The organism is Mesorhizobium sp. M0664 (genome assembly GCF_040320565.1).
GTDB lineage: Bacteria > Pseudomonadota > Alphaproteobacteria > Rhizobiales > Rhizobiaceae > Mesorhizobium.
Genome location: NZ_JAMYPW010000060.1, coordinates 1 through 14,562, shown reverse-complemented (window position 1 = coordinate 14,562; position 14,562 = coordinate 1). Strand labels below are relative to the sequence as shown.

Sequence of the window (14,562 nt, the reverse complement as noted above, 5' to 3'; positions counted from 1 at the left end):
CGCATGTTCGTCAAATCGCACCAGCTCCAGCAGCGCGGCCGCTCGACGGTGCCGGCGGCCATGTCGCCGCGGCCGCAGCAAGGACCGGCGCCGGCGGTCAGCTTCATTGTCTGCACACGCGACCGTGTCGCCGTACTCGAGCCCTGCATCAGCTCGATCCAGGCCGCGTGTCGTGCCCATGCCGACTTTGCCGCCGAGCTGGTGGTTGTCGACAACGGCTCGACCGACAGCACGGCCAAACGGCTGGCCAGCATCGCCGAACTGTCGGACATCCCGTTCACCGCCATTTGCGAGCCGCGACCCGGATTAGCGGCCGCGCGCAACGCCGGGCTGGAGCGGGCGCGGGGCCGCGTGCTGGTCTTCGTCGACGATGATTGCGCTGTCCACAAGGATTATTTGCGCGATCTGCAGCGGCACTATGCGGCCGGCGAACGGGTCATCCGCGGCGGCCGCGTCGAGATCGGCGACCCCCGCGACCTGCCGTTCACCATCAAGCGGTCGCCGGTGCGCGCGCGGCTTACGCCGGATGTCCATCCCGGCGGCTTCGTGCTTGGCTGCAACATGACGATGCATCGCGATGTCGCCGCCCGTATCGGGCGGTTCGACGAACGGTTCGGCGCCGGCGGCCCGCTGCGATCGGCGGAGGATACGGACTATCTGGTGCGGGCGGTGCTGCTTGGGATTCCGGTCGAATACGTGCCCGACATGACCATCTATCACCATCACGGCCGGCGCGACCGCAAGGCCATCGAAAAGCTGCATCGCGACTACAGCATGGGCAATGGCGGGCTTTGCCTGAAGCATATCCGCAACGCGCCGTGGCTGCTTCGGCATTTCTACTGGTCGATGAGGGCGGCCTTGCGCGAATTGGGGAAAGGCCCGCTGTTCGACCGTGAACTCCAGCTGTCGCACTGGCCGATCATCGGCATGAACTTGCTGGGCGCGGCCAAGTTCGCGGTGCTTTTGCTGGCGAAATCCCCCGAAACGACGGAAATGCGACAGGAGCAACAGGCAAATGCCGAGGCAAGGTGATCCGCCATCATGCGACTGATGCCGCCCAGCCTACCGATGCTGCGCCGCGCGCTCGGGCAAAAACAGTTGCGTCTGCTTCCGGCCGTGGTGGTGCTCGGGCTGCTCAGCGCCGCGCTTGAAGGCTTCGGCATCGGCCTGATCATCCCGTTGCTGAACATAATCATGGGGCAACAGGGGCAGACCGGCATGGCTGGCTTTTCCGCCGTCTTCCAGCATGTCGGATCGAGCTTGAGCGAGCGCGACCGGCTGATCGTCATATCGGTCGCCATCCTCGGCTCGATCGTGCTGAAGAACCTGTTCGCTTTCGCCAACACGCTGCTGACCACCTTTATCTATGGCAAGGCAAGCCATTCGATCCGCAGCGCGCTGTCGGAGCGGCTGCTGCGGGTGGGCTACCCATTCTTCCTGCAGCAAAGCCCGGGACGGCTGCTCAACATCATCTCCAACGAATCCTGGCGGGCCTCGGATGCCATCCAGATCACGTTGGGGGCAATCGTCAATGCATCGGCCGCAATCATCCTATTGGCCTTCCTGCTGCTCCTGTCGTGGCAGATGACGCTGCTGGTGACGCTGGGCCTGGCGCTGGTCCAGGTCGCGCACGCCGTGCTGTCGGCCAATCTGAAGGCGCCGAGCCGCAGCGTCGCCTCCCGCAACAGCCAGCTCGCATCGCAGATGCTGCATCTGGTGCATGCCGGGCGGCTGATCCGCATTTTTGGCCAGGAGCAACGCGAGAAGGCGGCATTCGACCAGGCATCGGATGCGGTGCGCCGGGCGGCGTTCGTGCTTTTAACCCGCCAGGGAGCTTTGCCGCCGCTGACCGAGGTTCTGCACGCCATGCTGTTCCTGGCGGTGGTGATCGGCGCCTGGTTCGCCAATGTTTCCTTCCCGCTGATCGTCGCCTTCGTCATCCTGCTCTACAGGCTGCAGCCCTACATGCGATCGTTGCAAATGGCCTGGAGCCAGCTGCAGGGCCTCAGCGGATCGCTGGAAGAGGTGACGTGGATGCTGGACCCATCCGACAAGCCAGCGCCGCCGCAAGGCAGCGCAGCGTTCCCCGGGCTCAGCCAAGGCATCAAGTTCGAGGACGTCACCTTTACCTATTCCGGCTCGGAGCAGCGCGCGGTGGTGCTGCATGCGGCGAGTTTCGATATCCGTAGCGGCCGCTCGACCGCGCTGATCGGCCGGTCGGGCGCCGGCAAGACGACGATCGTCAACCTTTTGTGCCGCTTCGTCGAACCGGATAGCGGCAGGATCCTCGTCGATGGATCGCCGCTGGACCGCATAGACCCCGGCCAGTGGCGAAAGCACATCGCGCTTGCCAGCCAGGAGCTGGAGCTGGTCGACGGCACGATTTTCGACAACATCATCTACGGCCAGGACGCGGCCTCGGCCGATGACGCCGAGCGCGCGGCAAAACTGGCCGAAGCGCATGGCTTCATCGAGCAACTGCCGCAGGGTTACTGGACGGTCGTCGGCTACCGCGGCGTCAATCTCTCGGCGGGACAGCGACAGCGGATCGCGCTGGCCAGAGCGCTGGTGCGCGATCCCGATATCCTGATCCTGGACGAAGCCACCAATGCGGTGGACGGCCTGTCGGAAGCGGCAATCGTCGAGACGCTCAAGTCGCGGGCCGGCCGCCGCACTACCATCGTCATCAGCCATCATCGCAGCACCATCTCGTTCTGCGACGACGTCGTGATCCTGAGCCACGGCCGTGTGAAAAAGCAGGCGCCGTTCGCCGCGCTTGCGACGCTCAGCATGGACGAGCTTTACCAGCACGAGGCGCTGGAAGGCTGAGGGCGACCCGCTGCGTGCGCGCGCTGGGAGGTCGTCTCGGATGTCAAGCCGGGTCAAGCATCTCAGGGGCGAGGAAGACCTCCGCCATACGTCTCTACGGGGTTTCTGGGATGATGAGTGATCCCGAGCTTACCCGCTTTTCATCTGGAGCGTACAGAACCAAGGGTCCGCCTGCCAAATCCAGCAATGGCAGGCGGACCCTAATCAGCGCATGAAGGGACTGATTCTGCGCCGATGTCTCCTCGAGGAGGTGACGCCTTCAACTGAAGACGGGCGCAGTTGTTCCCGACGCCGGCCGTACACAAGACCATTGCGCAGGCAGGTCAGACTTAGGTCCCTGTAAACGCGCATCGCTGGCTGGAGTGAACATCGGATCGGCTCGGTGGTAGCGAAACTTCGGCCGGAGATAGATGCAGCCATCGGGTCCCGGAGCATGACCGGCTCGGCGCTGATCATGGGCGGCGATCTGTCCCCGCACGACTGATGCCGAGGGCGCTTGCAGTCCTGCGGAATACGCATCCACCAGCGCCAGTGAAGTTGTCCAAGCGGTACGCAGCGGTCGTCAAGCTGTTGCTAATATGCAGCACAGGCAGCGCTCTATGAACGGCGTCGCTTGGAACCGCTACCTCCGACCAACCGTTAGTGTCACAATGACAAACCAAAAAGTGAGGCTGACGATGGACCCGCTGCAAAACAACACGTTGGAGATCTGGTGTCTTGCGGCCGTTCCGCTGTCGCTGCTCCTCACGGTGTTATTAGCCGGATTTATCCTTTAGCCGGACCCAACGGGGCCGGCTGCGGACCGGGGCCTGGAAGATGAAAATGCCGGCCATTTAGGCACGCTAGGCGTCTCGGACACCCCGTAGCACCAGGCCGTGGCAGCCTTTCCAACATTGCCATCATAATCGGCTCTTTCGACCGGTCCGGTCCGCAGCGATTGCTCGCAGGCCCGTTGCGAGGGCGAGCATGCGAGCTCGTACGTTTTTTACACAATCTCTGATTGGTGGACTCGCCCGCCGCCATCGACGTTAATTTTGCGTTAGCGACAGGAGGGGGAGATCGCTAAAGGGAGGAAGAAAATGAAAGAAAACTACGATCTGACGATCGACTACGCCGACGAACCTTACGACAACAAGCCTTACGATCTAGCCACATTCGCAAGGAAGCACGGGCTCAACATTCGAGCCGCCGAGCTTCTTCTTTTCGCCAAAGGCCCGTCTCGAGCGGCCTGCGATGCCGCGGCGAGGGCTTTTCTCGCCGCAGTCGCCGCACAAGCTATGAGACAATCGGCGCGGTAAGTCTCACAAACCATTGCTGACACGGCCTGCCGTGTCAGCAACCCGACGCACAGCGCTGGAAATTCCAGGCCGTTTCCAACAAGATGCCTGAGCATCCGGGAACGGCCTGAAATGTGCAATCTCTACAACATCACGACCAGCCAGGAGGCCATCCGCCAGTGGACCCGCGCCTTGCGCGACATCCTCGGCAATCTCGAACCCTCCATCGACATCTATCCCAACCAGCCCGGCCCTGTGGTGCGCAACACGCCGGACGGCGAACGCGAATTGGCCAATCTGCTGTGGGGCATGCCGACGCCACTGGAGCGGGTCAAGGGCAAGGCCGACTATGGCACCACCAATATCCGCAATCCGCAATACGGCCACTGGCAGCAATATCTCGGCATCGAGAACCGCTGCGTGGTGCCCGTCACCAGCTTCGCCGAGCCCAGCCCGACGCCCGGCGACAAGGACCCCGAGACCGGCATTCAGCGCAACTACTGGTTTGCACTCGGCGAGGACCGCCCGCTATTCTTCTTTGCCGGCCTGTGGACGCGCTGGCATGGCCTTCGCAAGGTCAAGGACGGCCCCGCCGATCACCAGGTCTATGGCTTCATGACGACCCAGCCCAACGCGCTGATCTCGCCGATCCACGAGAAGGCGATGCCGGTGATCCTGACCACGCCGGAAGAAACCGAGGCCTGGCTCACCGCGCCATGGTCGGAGGCAAGGCACCTGCAGCGCACGGCGCCCGATGACGCGCTGGTGATCGTCGAAAAACCGGCGACACAGATCAAGTTTCCGCAGCAGGCGCCGGCGCAAGGCTCGTTGTTTTAGCGCTTGAATTTCTGCAGCACCCAGATGTAGCCCTTGGGTGGATGGTCCTGGTCGATGAACTGCGTCTTCACCGTCGTGTCCTTGCGGCTGCATCGTTTGCACCTGAACCTGATCGCTTCCAGCGGCTTGTTCCAGCCCACCACCTGGGCCACGTCATTCGCCCTGAAGCGTCCGACATGGTAGCAATGGCCGCACTCCACGATAAGCAGCATGTTGGCCTTGGCGGCACGCCCAACGCTGTCCATCGGCCCGGCCATGGCTCATTTCCGGGTCGAGTAATCCTCGGGCAGCGGAAGCAGGCCAAGCTCCGCCATCCGATAATCGGGCTCCTTCTCCGCGACGCTGGCCAGCACCTCGTGCAATTTCTCGACAAGCCCGCAAAGCTGCCAGAACAGCTCGCCATGCGCCTGCAGATGCAGCTGCGACGACAGCACCGTCTTGCGCAGGCTCAAAGCGTCCCTGATGATCGCCTCCGCATCCCTCGCCGACAGCCTGTCAAACCGGCTTTTTCGTCTGCCCATCGCGGCTCTCCTCGATTTGTGAGCAACCGCCCCGCTTACTGACAAATAGGAAGGCATTCCTCGCAGAGTCAATTCGCTCTTGACATTTTTGTTCCCGTTTTGTTCTGTCTCAACAGAAACTAATGGAGGCATCGAAGCGACAGCACGCCGCCTCAATGCCTCTTGAAATACTGCACCTCACGTTCGTGCTTTTCGGCGGCCTCGCGGGTATCGAAGGTGCCGAGATTGCGGCGCTTGCCGGTCTTTTCGTCCTTCTTGCGCGAATAGAGGCGGTATTTTCCGTCTTTGAGTTTTCTGATCATCTGTCACTCCCCGAGGCGCTGCTTCCCCTTGAGGTTGCGCGCGGCTTGTTCGATAGCCGCCCTGTCGTTGCCCAGCCTGTCGATCAGCTCCTGCGCCTGTTCGCCCGATATGCCGGTGCGCACCGCCAGGGCCTCCACCGTCAAGACGTCGGAGCTCGCGACCTCGCGGGTTTCCGGCAGGGCATCGCCTGCCGTCAGCGGCAGGGCTGCCTCCCTGTCGATCTCGGCCTCGGCCCGGTGCCAGTGCCGCTCGGGATCGCCATGATCCCGCCTTCGCGTTCCCAGATCTGGTATGCGCGCTCACGAATCTTGTCTTCCCGGTCGTCGCCCATGTTGATTTCTCCTTTGGGTATCGGATGAACGCCGCGCCAACCCGAACGATCCAAGAAATCTGCGTGATCGTTGGGTGGGGTCGCACAAGGCGCCATGCACTGCGGCCGCCAGCCACCCCACGGCCTGCCTACTCGCACTGCCGGCGCGGCCCGCCCGAATACGGCTGATAGCTGTTGTCCTCCGGTCGATATGACCGGTAGCGGCTGAAGCAGTATTGCACGTGGTCGAATGAGAGCTCGGCGGCGCCGGGTTCATCCGATGGCGCGTAGCCCGCCACCGACGACGTATCGCTCGCCTCGAAATAGCTGCCGTCATCGGCGGCGCCGAGATAGGGCGAGATGCAGGGGCGCTGTTGTCCGCTGTAGGATGTGTAGTGGTTGTCGTCCGGCCTGTAGGAGCGGTAGCGGCTTGCGCACCATTCCACGTGGGCGGCGGGTAGCGTCTGCTGCTTTTCCGCTGGCGGCTGGATAGAGCCGGTCGCGGTGATGTCGGTTGTCGACGCTGCGGCATCGGCGGGTTTCGAGCTGCGATCAACTTCCGAGGTGCGAACGGGGACCGGGCGGGCCGGAAGGCGCTCGAGGCGCTGCGCGGCCGGGTTCACCGGTCGCGGGTCCCTGGTCCACAGTTCGGCGACGCTGGAGACCGGGGCGGCCGGCCGTACCGGCTTGGCTATCAGAAGCCAGGTGGCGAAGGCGAGGCCGCTGGCGAATACGGCAAGCGTCAGCACGAAGCCGCCAAAGATTGCGAACAAGGCTTTCATGCCGCGCTCCTTCGCCTCCCGGTTAAGGAAATGCGGGGGTGGGGAATCCGGTTCCAGGAAGAGGGTGGGGGCAGGGCACTAAAGGAGGACCCCTCTCTCCGTCTCGACTACGCCGAGACACCTCTCCCGCTTTGCGGGGCGAGGACCCAAGGCCCCTTAGGCGGCTTTCAGTGCAGGCCGAATTCGCGCAGCAGTTCCTCGCGGTAGCGTACGAAGCGGCTTTCGCTGCGCTCGCGCGGGCGGGGCAGGTCGATGTCGATCAGCCGCGCCGCGCCGCCTTCCTCCTTGGGCAGGATCAGCACCCGGTCGGCGAGGTAGATCGCTTCCTCGAGGTCGTGCGTCACCATCACCATGGTGACGTTCTCCTCGCTCCAGATGCGCGCCAGTTCCTCCTGCATGCCGATCTTGGTCATCGCGTCGAGCGCGCCCAGCGGCTCGTCGAGCAGCAGGATTTCGGGCTGCACGGTCAGCGCGCGGGCGATGCCGACGCGCTGCGCCATGCCGCCCGACAGCTGCCGCGGAAACGCATCGCTGAATTCGGCGAGGCCGACGAGCGCGATATAGAAGCGCGCCCTTTCCTCGGCCTCCGCCTTGGGCACGCCGCGCACTTCGAGACCGAAGGCGACATTGCCGAGCACCGTCAGCCAGGGCAGCAGGCGCGGTTCCTGGAAAATCACCGCACGCTCGGCGCCGACGCCGTGCACCGGCTTGCCGTCGATGGCGACGCCGCCGCTGTCGGCGGCCTCCAGCCCGGCTAGGATGCGCAGCAGCGTGGTCTTGCCCGATCCGCTGGCGCCGACGATAACAAGGCATTCACCCGAGCGGATGTCGAGGTTGAGGGTCCTCAACACGGCGAGCGAGCGCCCACTGATGCTGAACGATTTGGACAGGTCGCGTATGCTGACCTGACCGCCGCTTGTGCTGCTCATCGCGCTCGTCTCCCAACTGGTTGGTCGGTTGCTTTTGTCAGTTGGTCTTGGTTTCGCCCGGCCGGTAGAGGATGTCTGTTGCCTTCAGCTTGCCCTTTGGCAGGCGGCCGTCGCGCTCGAGCACGCTGACCCAGAAGTCGATGTCGCGGTCCGTCGCCTTGGCGCCCTGGCGCAGGCCGAAGCCGGTCCAATAACGCGCCAGCTCGCCGTTTTCGCCGCGCTTGTCGAGGATGTTTGCCAGCACCTTGCGCGCTTCGTCGGGGTTCTGCAGCGACCAGTCGGAGGCGCGCGCCGATTGTTCGACGAAGTTGCGGGCGGCGTCGGGATGCGCGGCGATGAAGTCGCGCCTGAGCACGACGAAGCCGCCGGCCAGCTCGCCCAGCACGTCGGTGTCGTTGAACACGCCACGCACACCGCCATTGTCGACCAGCGCCCCGGCAAACGTCGCCTGCCAGTAGCCCAGCGCCGCGATGTCGACCTGGCGGGAGCGCAAGGTCTGCTCGAGCTGCGGTCCGGGCACGACGACGAGATTGGCGGCATCCGGCGACAGGCCGACGCTGTGCAGCGCCTCGCGCACGGTATAGTCGAGATGGGCGCCGAGCGTGTTGACGGCGATGGTCTTGCCGGCAATGTCAGCGATCGATTTGATCGGGCTGTCGTCGAGCACGTAGAAGACGCTGCGCACCTTGCTGTTGATGCCGTTGCTCGGATAGACGGCGACGAAGTCGTTGCCGCCGGAGATCGAGTTGATCACGGCGGCGGTTGCAGCCGAGCCGATATCGACGCTGCCGGAGGCGAGCGCAAACAATGATTCCGGGCCGCCGCCGGAATAGCCGACATTCTCGACCTCGATACCGAGGCCTTTGAAATAGCCGAGCTCGGCGGCCAACTCATGCGGAGAGATGCTGCCACGGCTGGCGAGGGAGCGGAACTTGACGGGTGCCGCTTCGGCAAAGGCGAAGCGCGGCAGGCCGGCGGTGAGAAGGCCGGCGGCGAAGGGCGCGCCGGCAAGCAGGGAACGGCGGGAGATTTTCATGGTCCGGGTCTTTCCTGATTTGAGTTCTGGCCTGGTTGAGATTGGTAAGCGCGGGTGGTCAGTCGACGGCATTGCTCCAGCGGCAGAGCCGGCGCTGCAGGCTGACCAGCGCCTGGTTGGCGATCAGGCCGAGGCCGGCGAGGATGACGATTGCCGCAAACATCAGCGGGATCTGGAAATTGTATTGCGCGTTCATCACCTGGAAGCCGATGCCCTTGTTGGCGCCGATCATTTCGGAAGCGATCAACAGCAGCAGCGCCGTGGTGGCGCTGAGCCTAAGCCCAACGAAGATCGACGGCACGGCGCCGGGCAGCACGACGCGACGGAAGACGGTGAGCTGCCTGGCACCATAGACGCGGGCCATCTCCAGCAGTTTCGGATCGACTTGCTTGACGCCGCCGATGGTGTTGAGCAGCAGCGGGAACAGCGTCGCCCAGAAGATGACGAATACCTTGGACGCTTCGCCGAGCCCAAGCAGCAGGATAAAGACGGGATAGAGCGCCAGCGCCGAGGTCTGGCGGAAGACCTGCAGGATGGGATCGAGCGCGGTCTCGACCGTGCGCACCTGACCCATGAACAGGCCAAGCGGGATGGCGACCAGCACGGCGGCCGCGAAAGCGAGACCGGCGCGCTGCAGGCTGATGGCGATGTCGCTGAGCAGAGTGCCGCCGACCAGCCCCTTCCAAAGTGCCGCGACAATCATGTCGATCGGCGGCAGCACGGCCGCGTTGACCCAGCCCGCGCTGCTCGACACTTGCCAGATTGCGAGGAAAGCGATGAGGACGCCGTAGCGCGACAGGAAGCGGATGCCCGCCCGGCCACCGAGGCGCAGGAAGTCCGTGCCGAGGCTTGTCGTGCTGTCAGGCGTGCCGAGGCTGGCGGCCTGTTCGATGTGCTGCAAGGTCATCGTGTTGCCTCCTGCTTGGAAAATATCGGGCTTCTCGGGATTATTCGGCGGCCAGCACCGCCGAGCGGGCGGCGGTCCAGGGGTTTTCCGGCCGCCTGAGGCCGAGGTTCTCGCGCAACGTCCTGCCTTCATAGGCGGTGCGGAACAGGCCGCGGCGCTGCAGCTCGGGAATCACCAGCTCGACGAAGTCGTCGAGCCCGCCGGGCAGCCAGGGCGGCAGGATGTTGAAGCCGTCGGCGGCTTCGTTGCCGAACCATTCCTCCAGCTGATCGGCGACCTGCGTGGCGCTGCCGATGACGGTATAATGGCCGCGGGCCGTTGCCACCCATTGGTAGAGCTGTCGGATGGTGAAGTTGTGCTCGTCGGCAATCTGGCGGATCAGCGCCTGGCGGCTCTTCATGCCTTCGGTCTCCTTGCTCGGCGGCAGCGGTCCATCGAGCGGATAGCCGGTGATGTCGAGCGTCTGGCCGGCCAGCCCGTTGAGCAGGGCGACGCCGTCTTCGGGCAGGATGAGATCGTTCAGTTGCTGGTACTTGGCGCGCGCTTCTTCTTCGGTGCGGCCGACGAAGGGTGCCACGCCCGGCATGATCAGCACCTGCTCGGGATCGCGGCCGACGGCCGTCACGCGCGCCTTGATATCGCGATAGAATTCCTGCCCCGACGCCAGGTTCTGATGGGCGGTGAAGATGACTTCCGCCGAGTGGGCGGCGAGCTTGCGACCGTCTTCCGATTGCCCCGCCTGCACCACGACCGGGTGCCCCTGCACCGGGCGCGGCACGTTGAGCGGCCCTTTCACGCTGAAATGCGCGCCCTTGTGGTCGATGTCGTGGAGCTTGTCCTTGTCGTAGAAGCGCCCCGATTTCTTGTCGCGGATGAAGGCATCGTCCTCCCAGCTGTCCCACAGCGCCTTGACCGTCTCGACATGCTCATGCGCGCGGGCATAGCGCTCGGCGTGGGCAGGCTGCGTCTCGCGATTGAAGTTGCGCGCTGTTTCGTCGCCGGCCGAGGTGACGACGTTCCAGCCGGCGCGGCCATTCGACAGATGATCGAGCGAGGCGAATTTGCGGGCGAGCGTGTAGGGCTCCTCGTAGGTGGTCGAGGCGGTAGCGATGAAGCCGAGATGCGTAGTGAGCGGCGCCAGCGCAGCAAACAGCGTCACTGGCTCGAAGCCAGCGATCTTGGCGTTGCCGCCTTCGCGGGCGCCGAGCCCGACCGTCAGATTGTCGGCGAGGAAATAGGCATCGAACAGGCCGCGCTCGGCGATCAGGGCGAGCTGCTTGTGGAACTCGAAATTGGTGGCGCCGTCGGCCGGCGCCTCGGGGTGGCGCCAGGCGGCGATATGTTGTCCGCCGCCGGGCAGGAAAGCGCCCAGTTTGATTTGCCTGGATTTGGTGGATCTGGTCATCGCGGCGTGCTCCTGGACGGATCGGAAAGGGGATCTCGGGTCAGTGGTGCGTTCAGGCGGCAAGGCCGACGCCGTAGGGCACCCCGGTTACCCGGCATGCCTCGGCGACCGCCTGCCGGGCGCGGGCGTGGATGGCTTCGGACACCAGAACACCATTGGCAAAGTCCTTGTCGGAGGCGTAGATCGCGGTCGGTACGGTCAGCGCCTCGAAGAAGCCGAACAGCGGCCGCAGCTGGTGCTCGACGATCAGCGAATGGCGCTCGCCGCCGCCGGTCGCGGCGAGGATGACGGGCTTGCCCCTCAGCGATGACGGATCGAGCAGGTCGAAGAAGTGCTTAAAAAGCCCGGTATAGCTGCCTTTGAAAGTCGGCGAGCCGGCCACCAGGATGTCGGCGCCCAGCAGCCGTTCGACGATGTTGCGCGCCGCGGGGTCGAGGTCGCCGAGGCGCCTTGCCTGCGGCAGGGACGCGCCGAGATCCTCGATGTCGAAGACGGCCGAGGCCGCGCCGATGCTTTCGGCGGCCTGCTCGACAATGTGGCTGACGAACGCCTTGGTCTTCGATGGCCGGGTCAAGTTGCCCGACAGCCCCACCACGAGCTTTTTCGACATTCCTGGCTCCCTCTCAAGCGCTCTATTTTAGGATCTTGGGTCTAGCGATCTATGTTAAATCTAGAGAGTTTGTAGAATTAAGAGAGTGAGAAAATTTCAAAAGTAGCGCATTGGGCGAACGGAGTTTGCGGCACATCGCCTGCAATTGGTTCATTCAATGCGCCGCAGCGCGCTGAAAACCCGCCACAGCGCCTTCAGCCGCGATGGCGCAGCGCGTCGGACAGAGCGCATGAAGCCGGCCGGACATATAAGGCAAGTCGCCCTCGGACGCTCTCGGCGCGACGTCGAGGAACTATGTCCCGATACCACAATCCTCGACGGCCTAGCGGTCCTCGGGGAGGATGCAAGCGAGGCACAGGCCACGGCGCTGGAGCGGCTCCGCGGCATGCAGTGAGTCAGGTCAATTTGATTCAAATCCGGCTGTGGATATTTGCTTTTGGCTAAATCGAGGCGGTCATCTTGCCGGCGGGCGGGCAACAGGGAGATGCCTATGACAAGCGACTTTGCCGCCGCACACCTGCACCTTGAACGAGCCTGCCACTATTTGAGCGGCGAGGACGAGACGAGCCGCACGGCTCGTGCGGCTCTGGATCTCCTGATCGATGCAATTGTCGCAGCGCAATACAAGCGGCCGGTGGGAGATGTTGTGGAGTTTCCAAGGCCGGCAAAGCTGGGGCAATCCGCAAGCGGGAACGGGTAATCCAACTAGCGGCGTCCCTTGTCCTGCCGGATTTACATGAACCAGGTGGCCACCAGGCCGATCGTCGCCGAGAAGATGGCGGCGGTCGTTGCCCAACCGAGTATGTTGGTGCTGCGGCTGTTCACCTGCTCCCCCATGATCCTGCGGCTGTTCGTCATCAGCATGATGAGCAGCAACAAGGGCGGCGTCGAGAAGCCCTGAACGATGCCGGACCAGACCAGCGCCTTCATCGGATTGAAGCCAAGGAAGTTGAGGCCGGCGGCGATCGCCGTAAAAAATCCGATGGCGAGATAAAATTTGGGTGCCTCTCGAGCCCGGGCGTGCAGGCTGTTTTTCCAGCCGATGGCTTGCGCCACGTCATAGGCAGCGCCGGCGGTCATGACAGGAACCGCGAGGAAACCGACGCCGATCACGCCTGCGGCGAACAGGACGCTTGCGGCTTGGCCGGCTAGCGGGCGCAGCGCCTCCGCCGCTTGCGCTGCCGTGTCGATATCGTGGTGGCCCGCCTTGTAGAGCGTAGCACCCGTCGACAGGATGATGAAATACATGATGAGATTTGAAAACGTCATGCCTATGAGGATGTCCCGGCGCGAGCGGCGGAGTTCGCCGGCGGTGGCGCCCTTCCTTTGCCTGAGCGTCGTTCGCCCCTGGGCAATCTCCTCCTCGACCTCCTCATTGGACTGCCACGTGTAGAGATAGGCGGACAGCGTGGTGCCGATGATGGCGACCAGGATCGACAGGAACTCGCGGTTGAATTCGATCCTTGGAAGCAGCGTTCCGCGCAGCACCGCCGCGGCGTCCGGTTTGGCCAGAATGGCGGCACCGACATAGGCGAGCAGCGCCAACGCCAGCCAGCGAAAGATGTTGCGGATCAAAGTATAGGAGCCGAAGACCTGGAGGGCGAAGATGAGGGCGGCGACGAACAGCACGATCAGCGGAATGGGAAGCGGCACGAATATGTTGATCGCCGCCGCCATTCCACCAAGATCGGCCGCTGCCTCGATGGTGTTGCCGACGAGCACACCCAACAGCACCGACCAGAGCAGCCACCGCGGGTAGAAGTCCTTGATGACGTGGAACAATCCGCGCCCCGACACCTGGCCGAGCTTCGACGACAGGTAGACGACCGCGTACATCATCGGCAACGTCACCGGAGCCGTCCAGAGCAGGTCGGGTCCGAAACGGGCGCCGGCACTGGCATAGGTGCCTATTGCGGAACAATCGTCGTCGGCCGCCCCTGTTATCAGTCCGAGGCCGAGCGCTCGTCCTATGCCGCCTTTGCCCTCCTTCGGTGGGATGGAATGATCGGAACCGGCCTGCCTCATTGCGACGGGACCGGGTTGCGAACGAAAGACGCGGCCTGCCATGCAATAATGGTAAGGATCGGTCGCGGCGCTGGTCTCATTTTGCTTCCTTCAACAACTTGCCCAAACCCGGCGTGCCATGACTTGTTCCGCGACGACGGGACAGGGGTTTTGTCTCAGGCAAAAAAGTTCGGGTTGACCGCTTCCGAACGCGAAGCGACTATCCGTTCGAGGCGAAGATCGCAGGAGGAAATGCAATGGACGAGCCCGGTCAGTGGCGCCACATGTCGAGCGCGCCAAGGGACGGCAGCAGAATCCTTGTCACGGTTCGGCCGTCCGAACAGGGTCCGGCCGAGGTCGACATGGCTTACTGGGCCCGCGCCGATCAGTTCGGCAGCGAAGGCTGGCGCGCCTCCGACTCGTCTCCAGGACGCATCGTCGAATATGCCGAACCCGAACTGAAGTGCTGGATGCCGCTGCCGTCGGCCAATCTCAGCAAGGGATCGATGCCTAGCCCCTGGGAGGGCGAAGATGTGCCGCTGGTGGATGGCTCCGGGATATGAGCGAGCGGGAAGGGTAGTTTTGATCGCTGGCGGGACAGCGCCCCCCTCTGGCCTGCCGGCCATCTCCCCCTCAAGGAGGGAGATTGGCCCTCATCGCGGCCTTCGCTAATCTCCGACGCTGCAAGAAGGGCGCGGCTATTGAAGCTGCCGATCTCCCCCTTGAAGGCAGGGCTATCGCATATGAGTGATGGCATTGATGAGATAGTCGTCGTTCCAGGCGCATTTCTTGATGCGATGGCTGATGGGAAC

Annotated in this window: 15 protein-coding genes and 1 pseudogene; 5 read left to right on the top strand and 11 right to left on the bottom strand. The window is 63.7% G+C overall.

The window, feature by feature from the left end; all coding sequences use genetic code 11:
* The first annotated feature begins 3 nt into the window (after positions 1 to 3).
* The 4 genes from NKI39_RS31035 to NKI39_RS31020 all read left to right on the top strand — a co-directional run bounded on the left by NKI39_RS31035 (position 4) and on the right by NKI39_RS31020 (position 4,943).
* Complete coding sequence (locus NKI39_RS31035) at positions 4 to 1,032, top strand: glycosyltransferase family 2 protein (protein WP_502896437.1); 1,029 nt, start codon at positions 4 to 6, stop codon at positions 1,030 to 1,032.
* Positions 1,033 to 1,041: 9 nt separating this feature from the next.
* A complete protein-coding gene (locus tag NKI39_RS31030; RefSeq protein WP_502898640.1) occupies positions 1,042 to 2,829 on the top strand; it encodes an ABC transporter ATP-binding protein in 1,788 nt (595 codons plus the stop codon).
* 1,079 nt (positions 2,830 to 3,908) lie between these two features.
* Positions 3,909 to 4,127 carry a hypothetical protein gene (locus NKI39_RS31025; RefSeq protein ID WP_352836611.1) on the top strand — a complete coding sequence of 73 codons (219 nt, stop codon included), beginning with the start codon at positions 3,909 to 3,911 and terminating at the stop codon, positions 4,125 to 4,127.
* A 111-nt stretch (positions 4,128 to 4,238) separates the two neighbouring features.
* Positions 4,239 to 4,943: an SOS response-associated peptidase gene (locus NKI39_RS31020; RefSeq protein WP_352836608.1), complete on the top strand. Its 705-nt coding sequence runs from the start codon at positions 4,239 to 4,241 to the stop codon at positions 4,941 to 4,943.
* Here NKI39_RS31020 and NKI39_RS31015 read toward each other — a convergent pair.
* From NKI39_RS31015 to NKI39_RS30965, 11 genes and pseudogenes are all read right to left on the bottom strand, one after another.
* The gene (locus tag NKI39_RS31015; RefSeq protein WP_023677293.1) at positions 4,940 to 5,200 is read right to left on the bottom strand and encodes a hypothetical protein; all 261 of its coding nucleotides are present in this window, start codon (positions 5,198 to 5,200) and stop codon (positions 4,940 to 4,942) included. The genes NKI39_RS31020 and NKI39_RS31015 overlap by 4 nt on opposite strands.
* A gap of 3 nt (positions 5,201 to 5,203) precedes the next feature.
* Complete coding sequence (locus tag NKI39_RS31010; RefSeq protein WP_352836605.1) at positions 5,204 to 5,464, bottom strand: hypothetical protein; 261 nt, start codon at positions 5,462 to 5,464, stop codon at positions 5,204 to 5,206.
* A 152-nt stretch (positions 5,465 to 5,616) separates the two neighbouring features.
* A complete protein-coding gene (locus NKI39_RS31005; protein WP_023677295.1) occupies positions 5,617 to 5,766 on the bottom strand; it encodes a hypothetical protein in 150 nt (49 codons plus the stop codon).
* Positions 5,767 to 5,769: 3 nt separating this feature from the next.
* Positions 5,770 to 6,098, bottom strand: a pseudogene (locus NKI39_RS31000) (DUF2934 domain-containing protein).
* A 128-nt stretch (positions 6,099 to 6,226) separates the two neighbouring features.
* Positions 6,227 to 6,859 (bottom strand): BA14K family protein, encoded by a 633-nt coding sequence (locus tag NKI39_RS30995; protein ID WP_352836602.1) that lies wholly within the window; start codon positions 6,857 to 6,859, stop codon positions 6,227 to 6,229.
* Between the two features lie 167 nt (positions 6,860 to 7,026).
* Positions 7,027 to 7,788 carry an ABC transporter ATP-binding protein gene (locus NKI39_RS30990; protein ID WP_352836599.1) on the bottom strand — a complete coding sequence of 254 codons (762 nt, stop codon included), beginning with the start codon at positions 7,786 to 7,788 and terminating at the stop codon, positions 7,027 to 7,029.
* Positions 7,789 to 7,825: 37 nt separating this feature from the next.
* Positions 7,826 to 8,824 carry an ABC transporter substrate-binding protein gene (locus NKI39_RS30985; RefSeq protein WP_352836596.1) on the bottom strand — a complete coding sequence of 333 codons (999 nt, stop codon included), beginning with the start codon at positions 8,822 to 8,824 and terminating at the stop codon, positions 7,826 to 7,828.
* 58 nt (positions 8,825 to 8,882) lie between these two features.
* Positions 8,883 to 9,731 (bottom strand): ABC transporter permease, encoded by an 849-nt coding sequence (locus NKI39_RS30980; RefSeq protein WP_352836592.1) that lies wholly within the window; start codon positions 9,729 to 9,731, stop codon positions 8,883 to 8,885.
* 40 nt (positions 9,732 to 9,771) lie between these two features.
* A complete protein-coding gene (locus tag NKI39_RS30975) occupies positions 9,772 to 11,136 on the bottom strand; it encodes an LLM class flavin-dependent oxidoreductase (protein ID WP_352451454.1) in 1,365 nt (454 codons plus the stop codon).
* Positions 11,137 to 11,188: 52 nt separating this feature from the next.
* Complete coding sequence (gene msuE, locus NKI39_RS30970) at positions 11,189 to 11,746, bottom strand: FMN reductase (protein ID WP_352836588.1); 558 nt, start codon at positions 11,744 to 11,746, stop codon at positions 11,189 to 11,191.
* Positions 11,747 to 12,478: 732 nt separating this feature from the next.
* On the bottom strand, positions 12,479 to 13,771 hold the full coding sequence (locus NKI39_RS30965) for an Nramp family divalent metal transporter (RefSeq protein WP_352451453.1): 1,293 nt from the start codon (positions 13,769 to 13,771) through the stop codon (positions 12,479 to 12,481).
* A 236-nt stretch (positions 13,772 to 14,007) separates the two neighbouring features.
* Here NKI39_RS30965 and NKI39_RS30960 point away from each other — a divergent pair, with 236 nt between their 5' ends.
* Positions 14,008 to 14,313: a hypothetical protein gene (locus tag NKI39_RS30960; RefSeq protein ID WP_023677305.1), complete on the top strand. Its 306-nt coding sequence runs from the start codon at positions 14,008 to 14,010 to the stop codon at positions 14,311 to 14,313.
* Positions 14,314 to 14,562: the final 249 nt, after the last annotated feature.

Coding starts and splice junctions, on each gene's coding strand:
- NKI39_RS31035 (WP_502896437.1), top strand. CDS start 4: ATGTTCGTCAAATCGCACCAGCTCCAGCAGCGCGGCCGCTCGACGGTG.
- NKI39_RS31030 (WP_502898640.1), top strand. CDS start 1,042: ATGCGACTGATGCCGCCCAGCCTACCGATGCTGCGCCGCGCGCTCGGG.
- NKI39_RS31025 (WP_352836611.1), top strand. CDS start 3,909: ATGAAAGAAAACTACGATCTGACGATCGACTACGCCGACGAACCTTAC.
- NKI39_RS31020 (WP_352836608.1), top strand. CDS start 4,239: ATGTGCAATCTCTACAACATCACGACCAGCCAGGAGGCCATCCGCCAG.
- NKI39_RS31015 (WP_023677293.1), bottom strand. CDS start 5,200: ATGGCCGGGCCGATGGACAGCGTTGGGCGTGCCGCCAAGGCCAACATG.
- NKI39_RS31010 (WP_352836605.1), bottom strand. CDS start 5,464: ATGGGCAGACGAAAAAGCCGGTTTGACAGGCTGTCGGCGAGGGATGCG.
- NKI39_RS31005 (WP_023677295.1), bottom strand. CDS start 5,766: ATGATCAGAAAACTCAAAGACGGAAAATACCGCCTCTATTCGCGCAAG.
- NKI39_RS30995 (WP_352836602.1), bottom strand. CDS start 6,859: ATGAAAGCCTTGTTCGCAATCTTTGGCGGCTTCGTGCTGACGCTTGCC.
- NKI39_RS30990 (WP_352836599.1), bottom strand. CDS start 7,788: ATGAGCAGCACAAGCGGCGGTCAGGTCAGCATACGCGACCTGTCCAAA.
- NKI39_RS30985 (WP_352836596.1), bottom strand. CDS start 8,824: ATGAAAATCTCCCGCCGTTCCCTGCTTGCCGGCGCGCCCTTCGCCGCC.
- NKI39_RS30980 (WP_352836592.1), bottom strand. CDS start 9,731: ATGACCTTGCAGCACATCGAACAGGCCGCCAGCCTCGGCACGCCTGAC.
- NKI39_RS30975 (WP_352451454.1), bottom strand. CDS start 11,136: ATGACCAGATCCACCAAATCCAGGCAAATCAAACTGGGCGCTTTCCTG.
- msuE (WP_352836588.1), bottom strand. CDS start 11,746: ATGTCGAAAAAGCTCGTGGTGGGGCTGTCGGGCAACTTGACCCGGCCA.
- NKI39_RS30965 (WP_352451453.1), bottom strand. CDS start 13,771: ATGAGGCAGGCCGGTTCCGATCATTCCATCCCACCGAAGGAGGGCAAA.
- NKI39_RS30960 (WP_023677305.1), top strand. CDS start 14,008: ATGGACGAGCCCGGTCAGTGGCGCCACATGTCGAGCGCGCCAAGGGAC.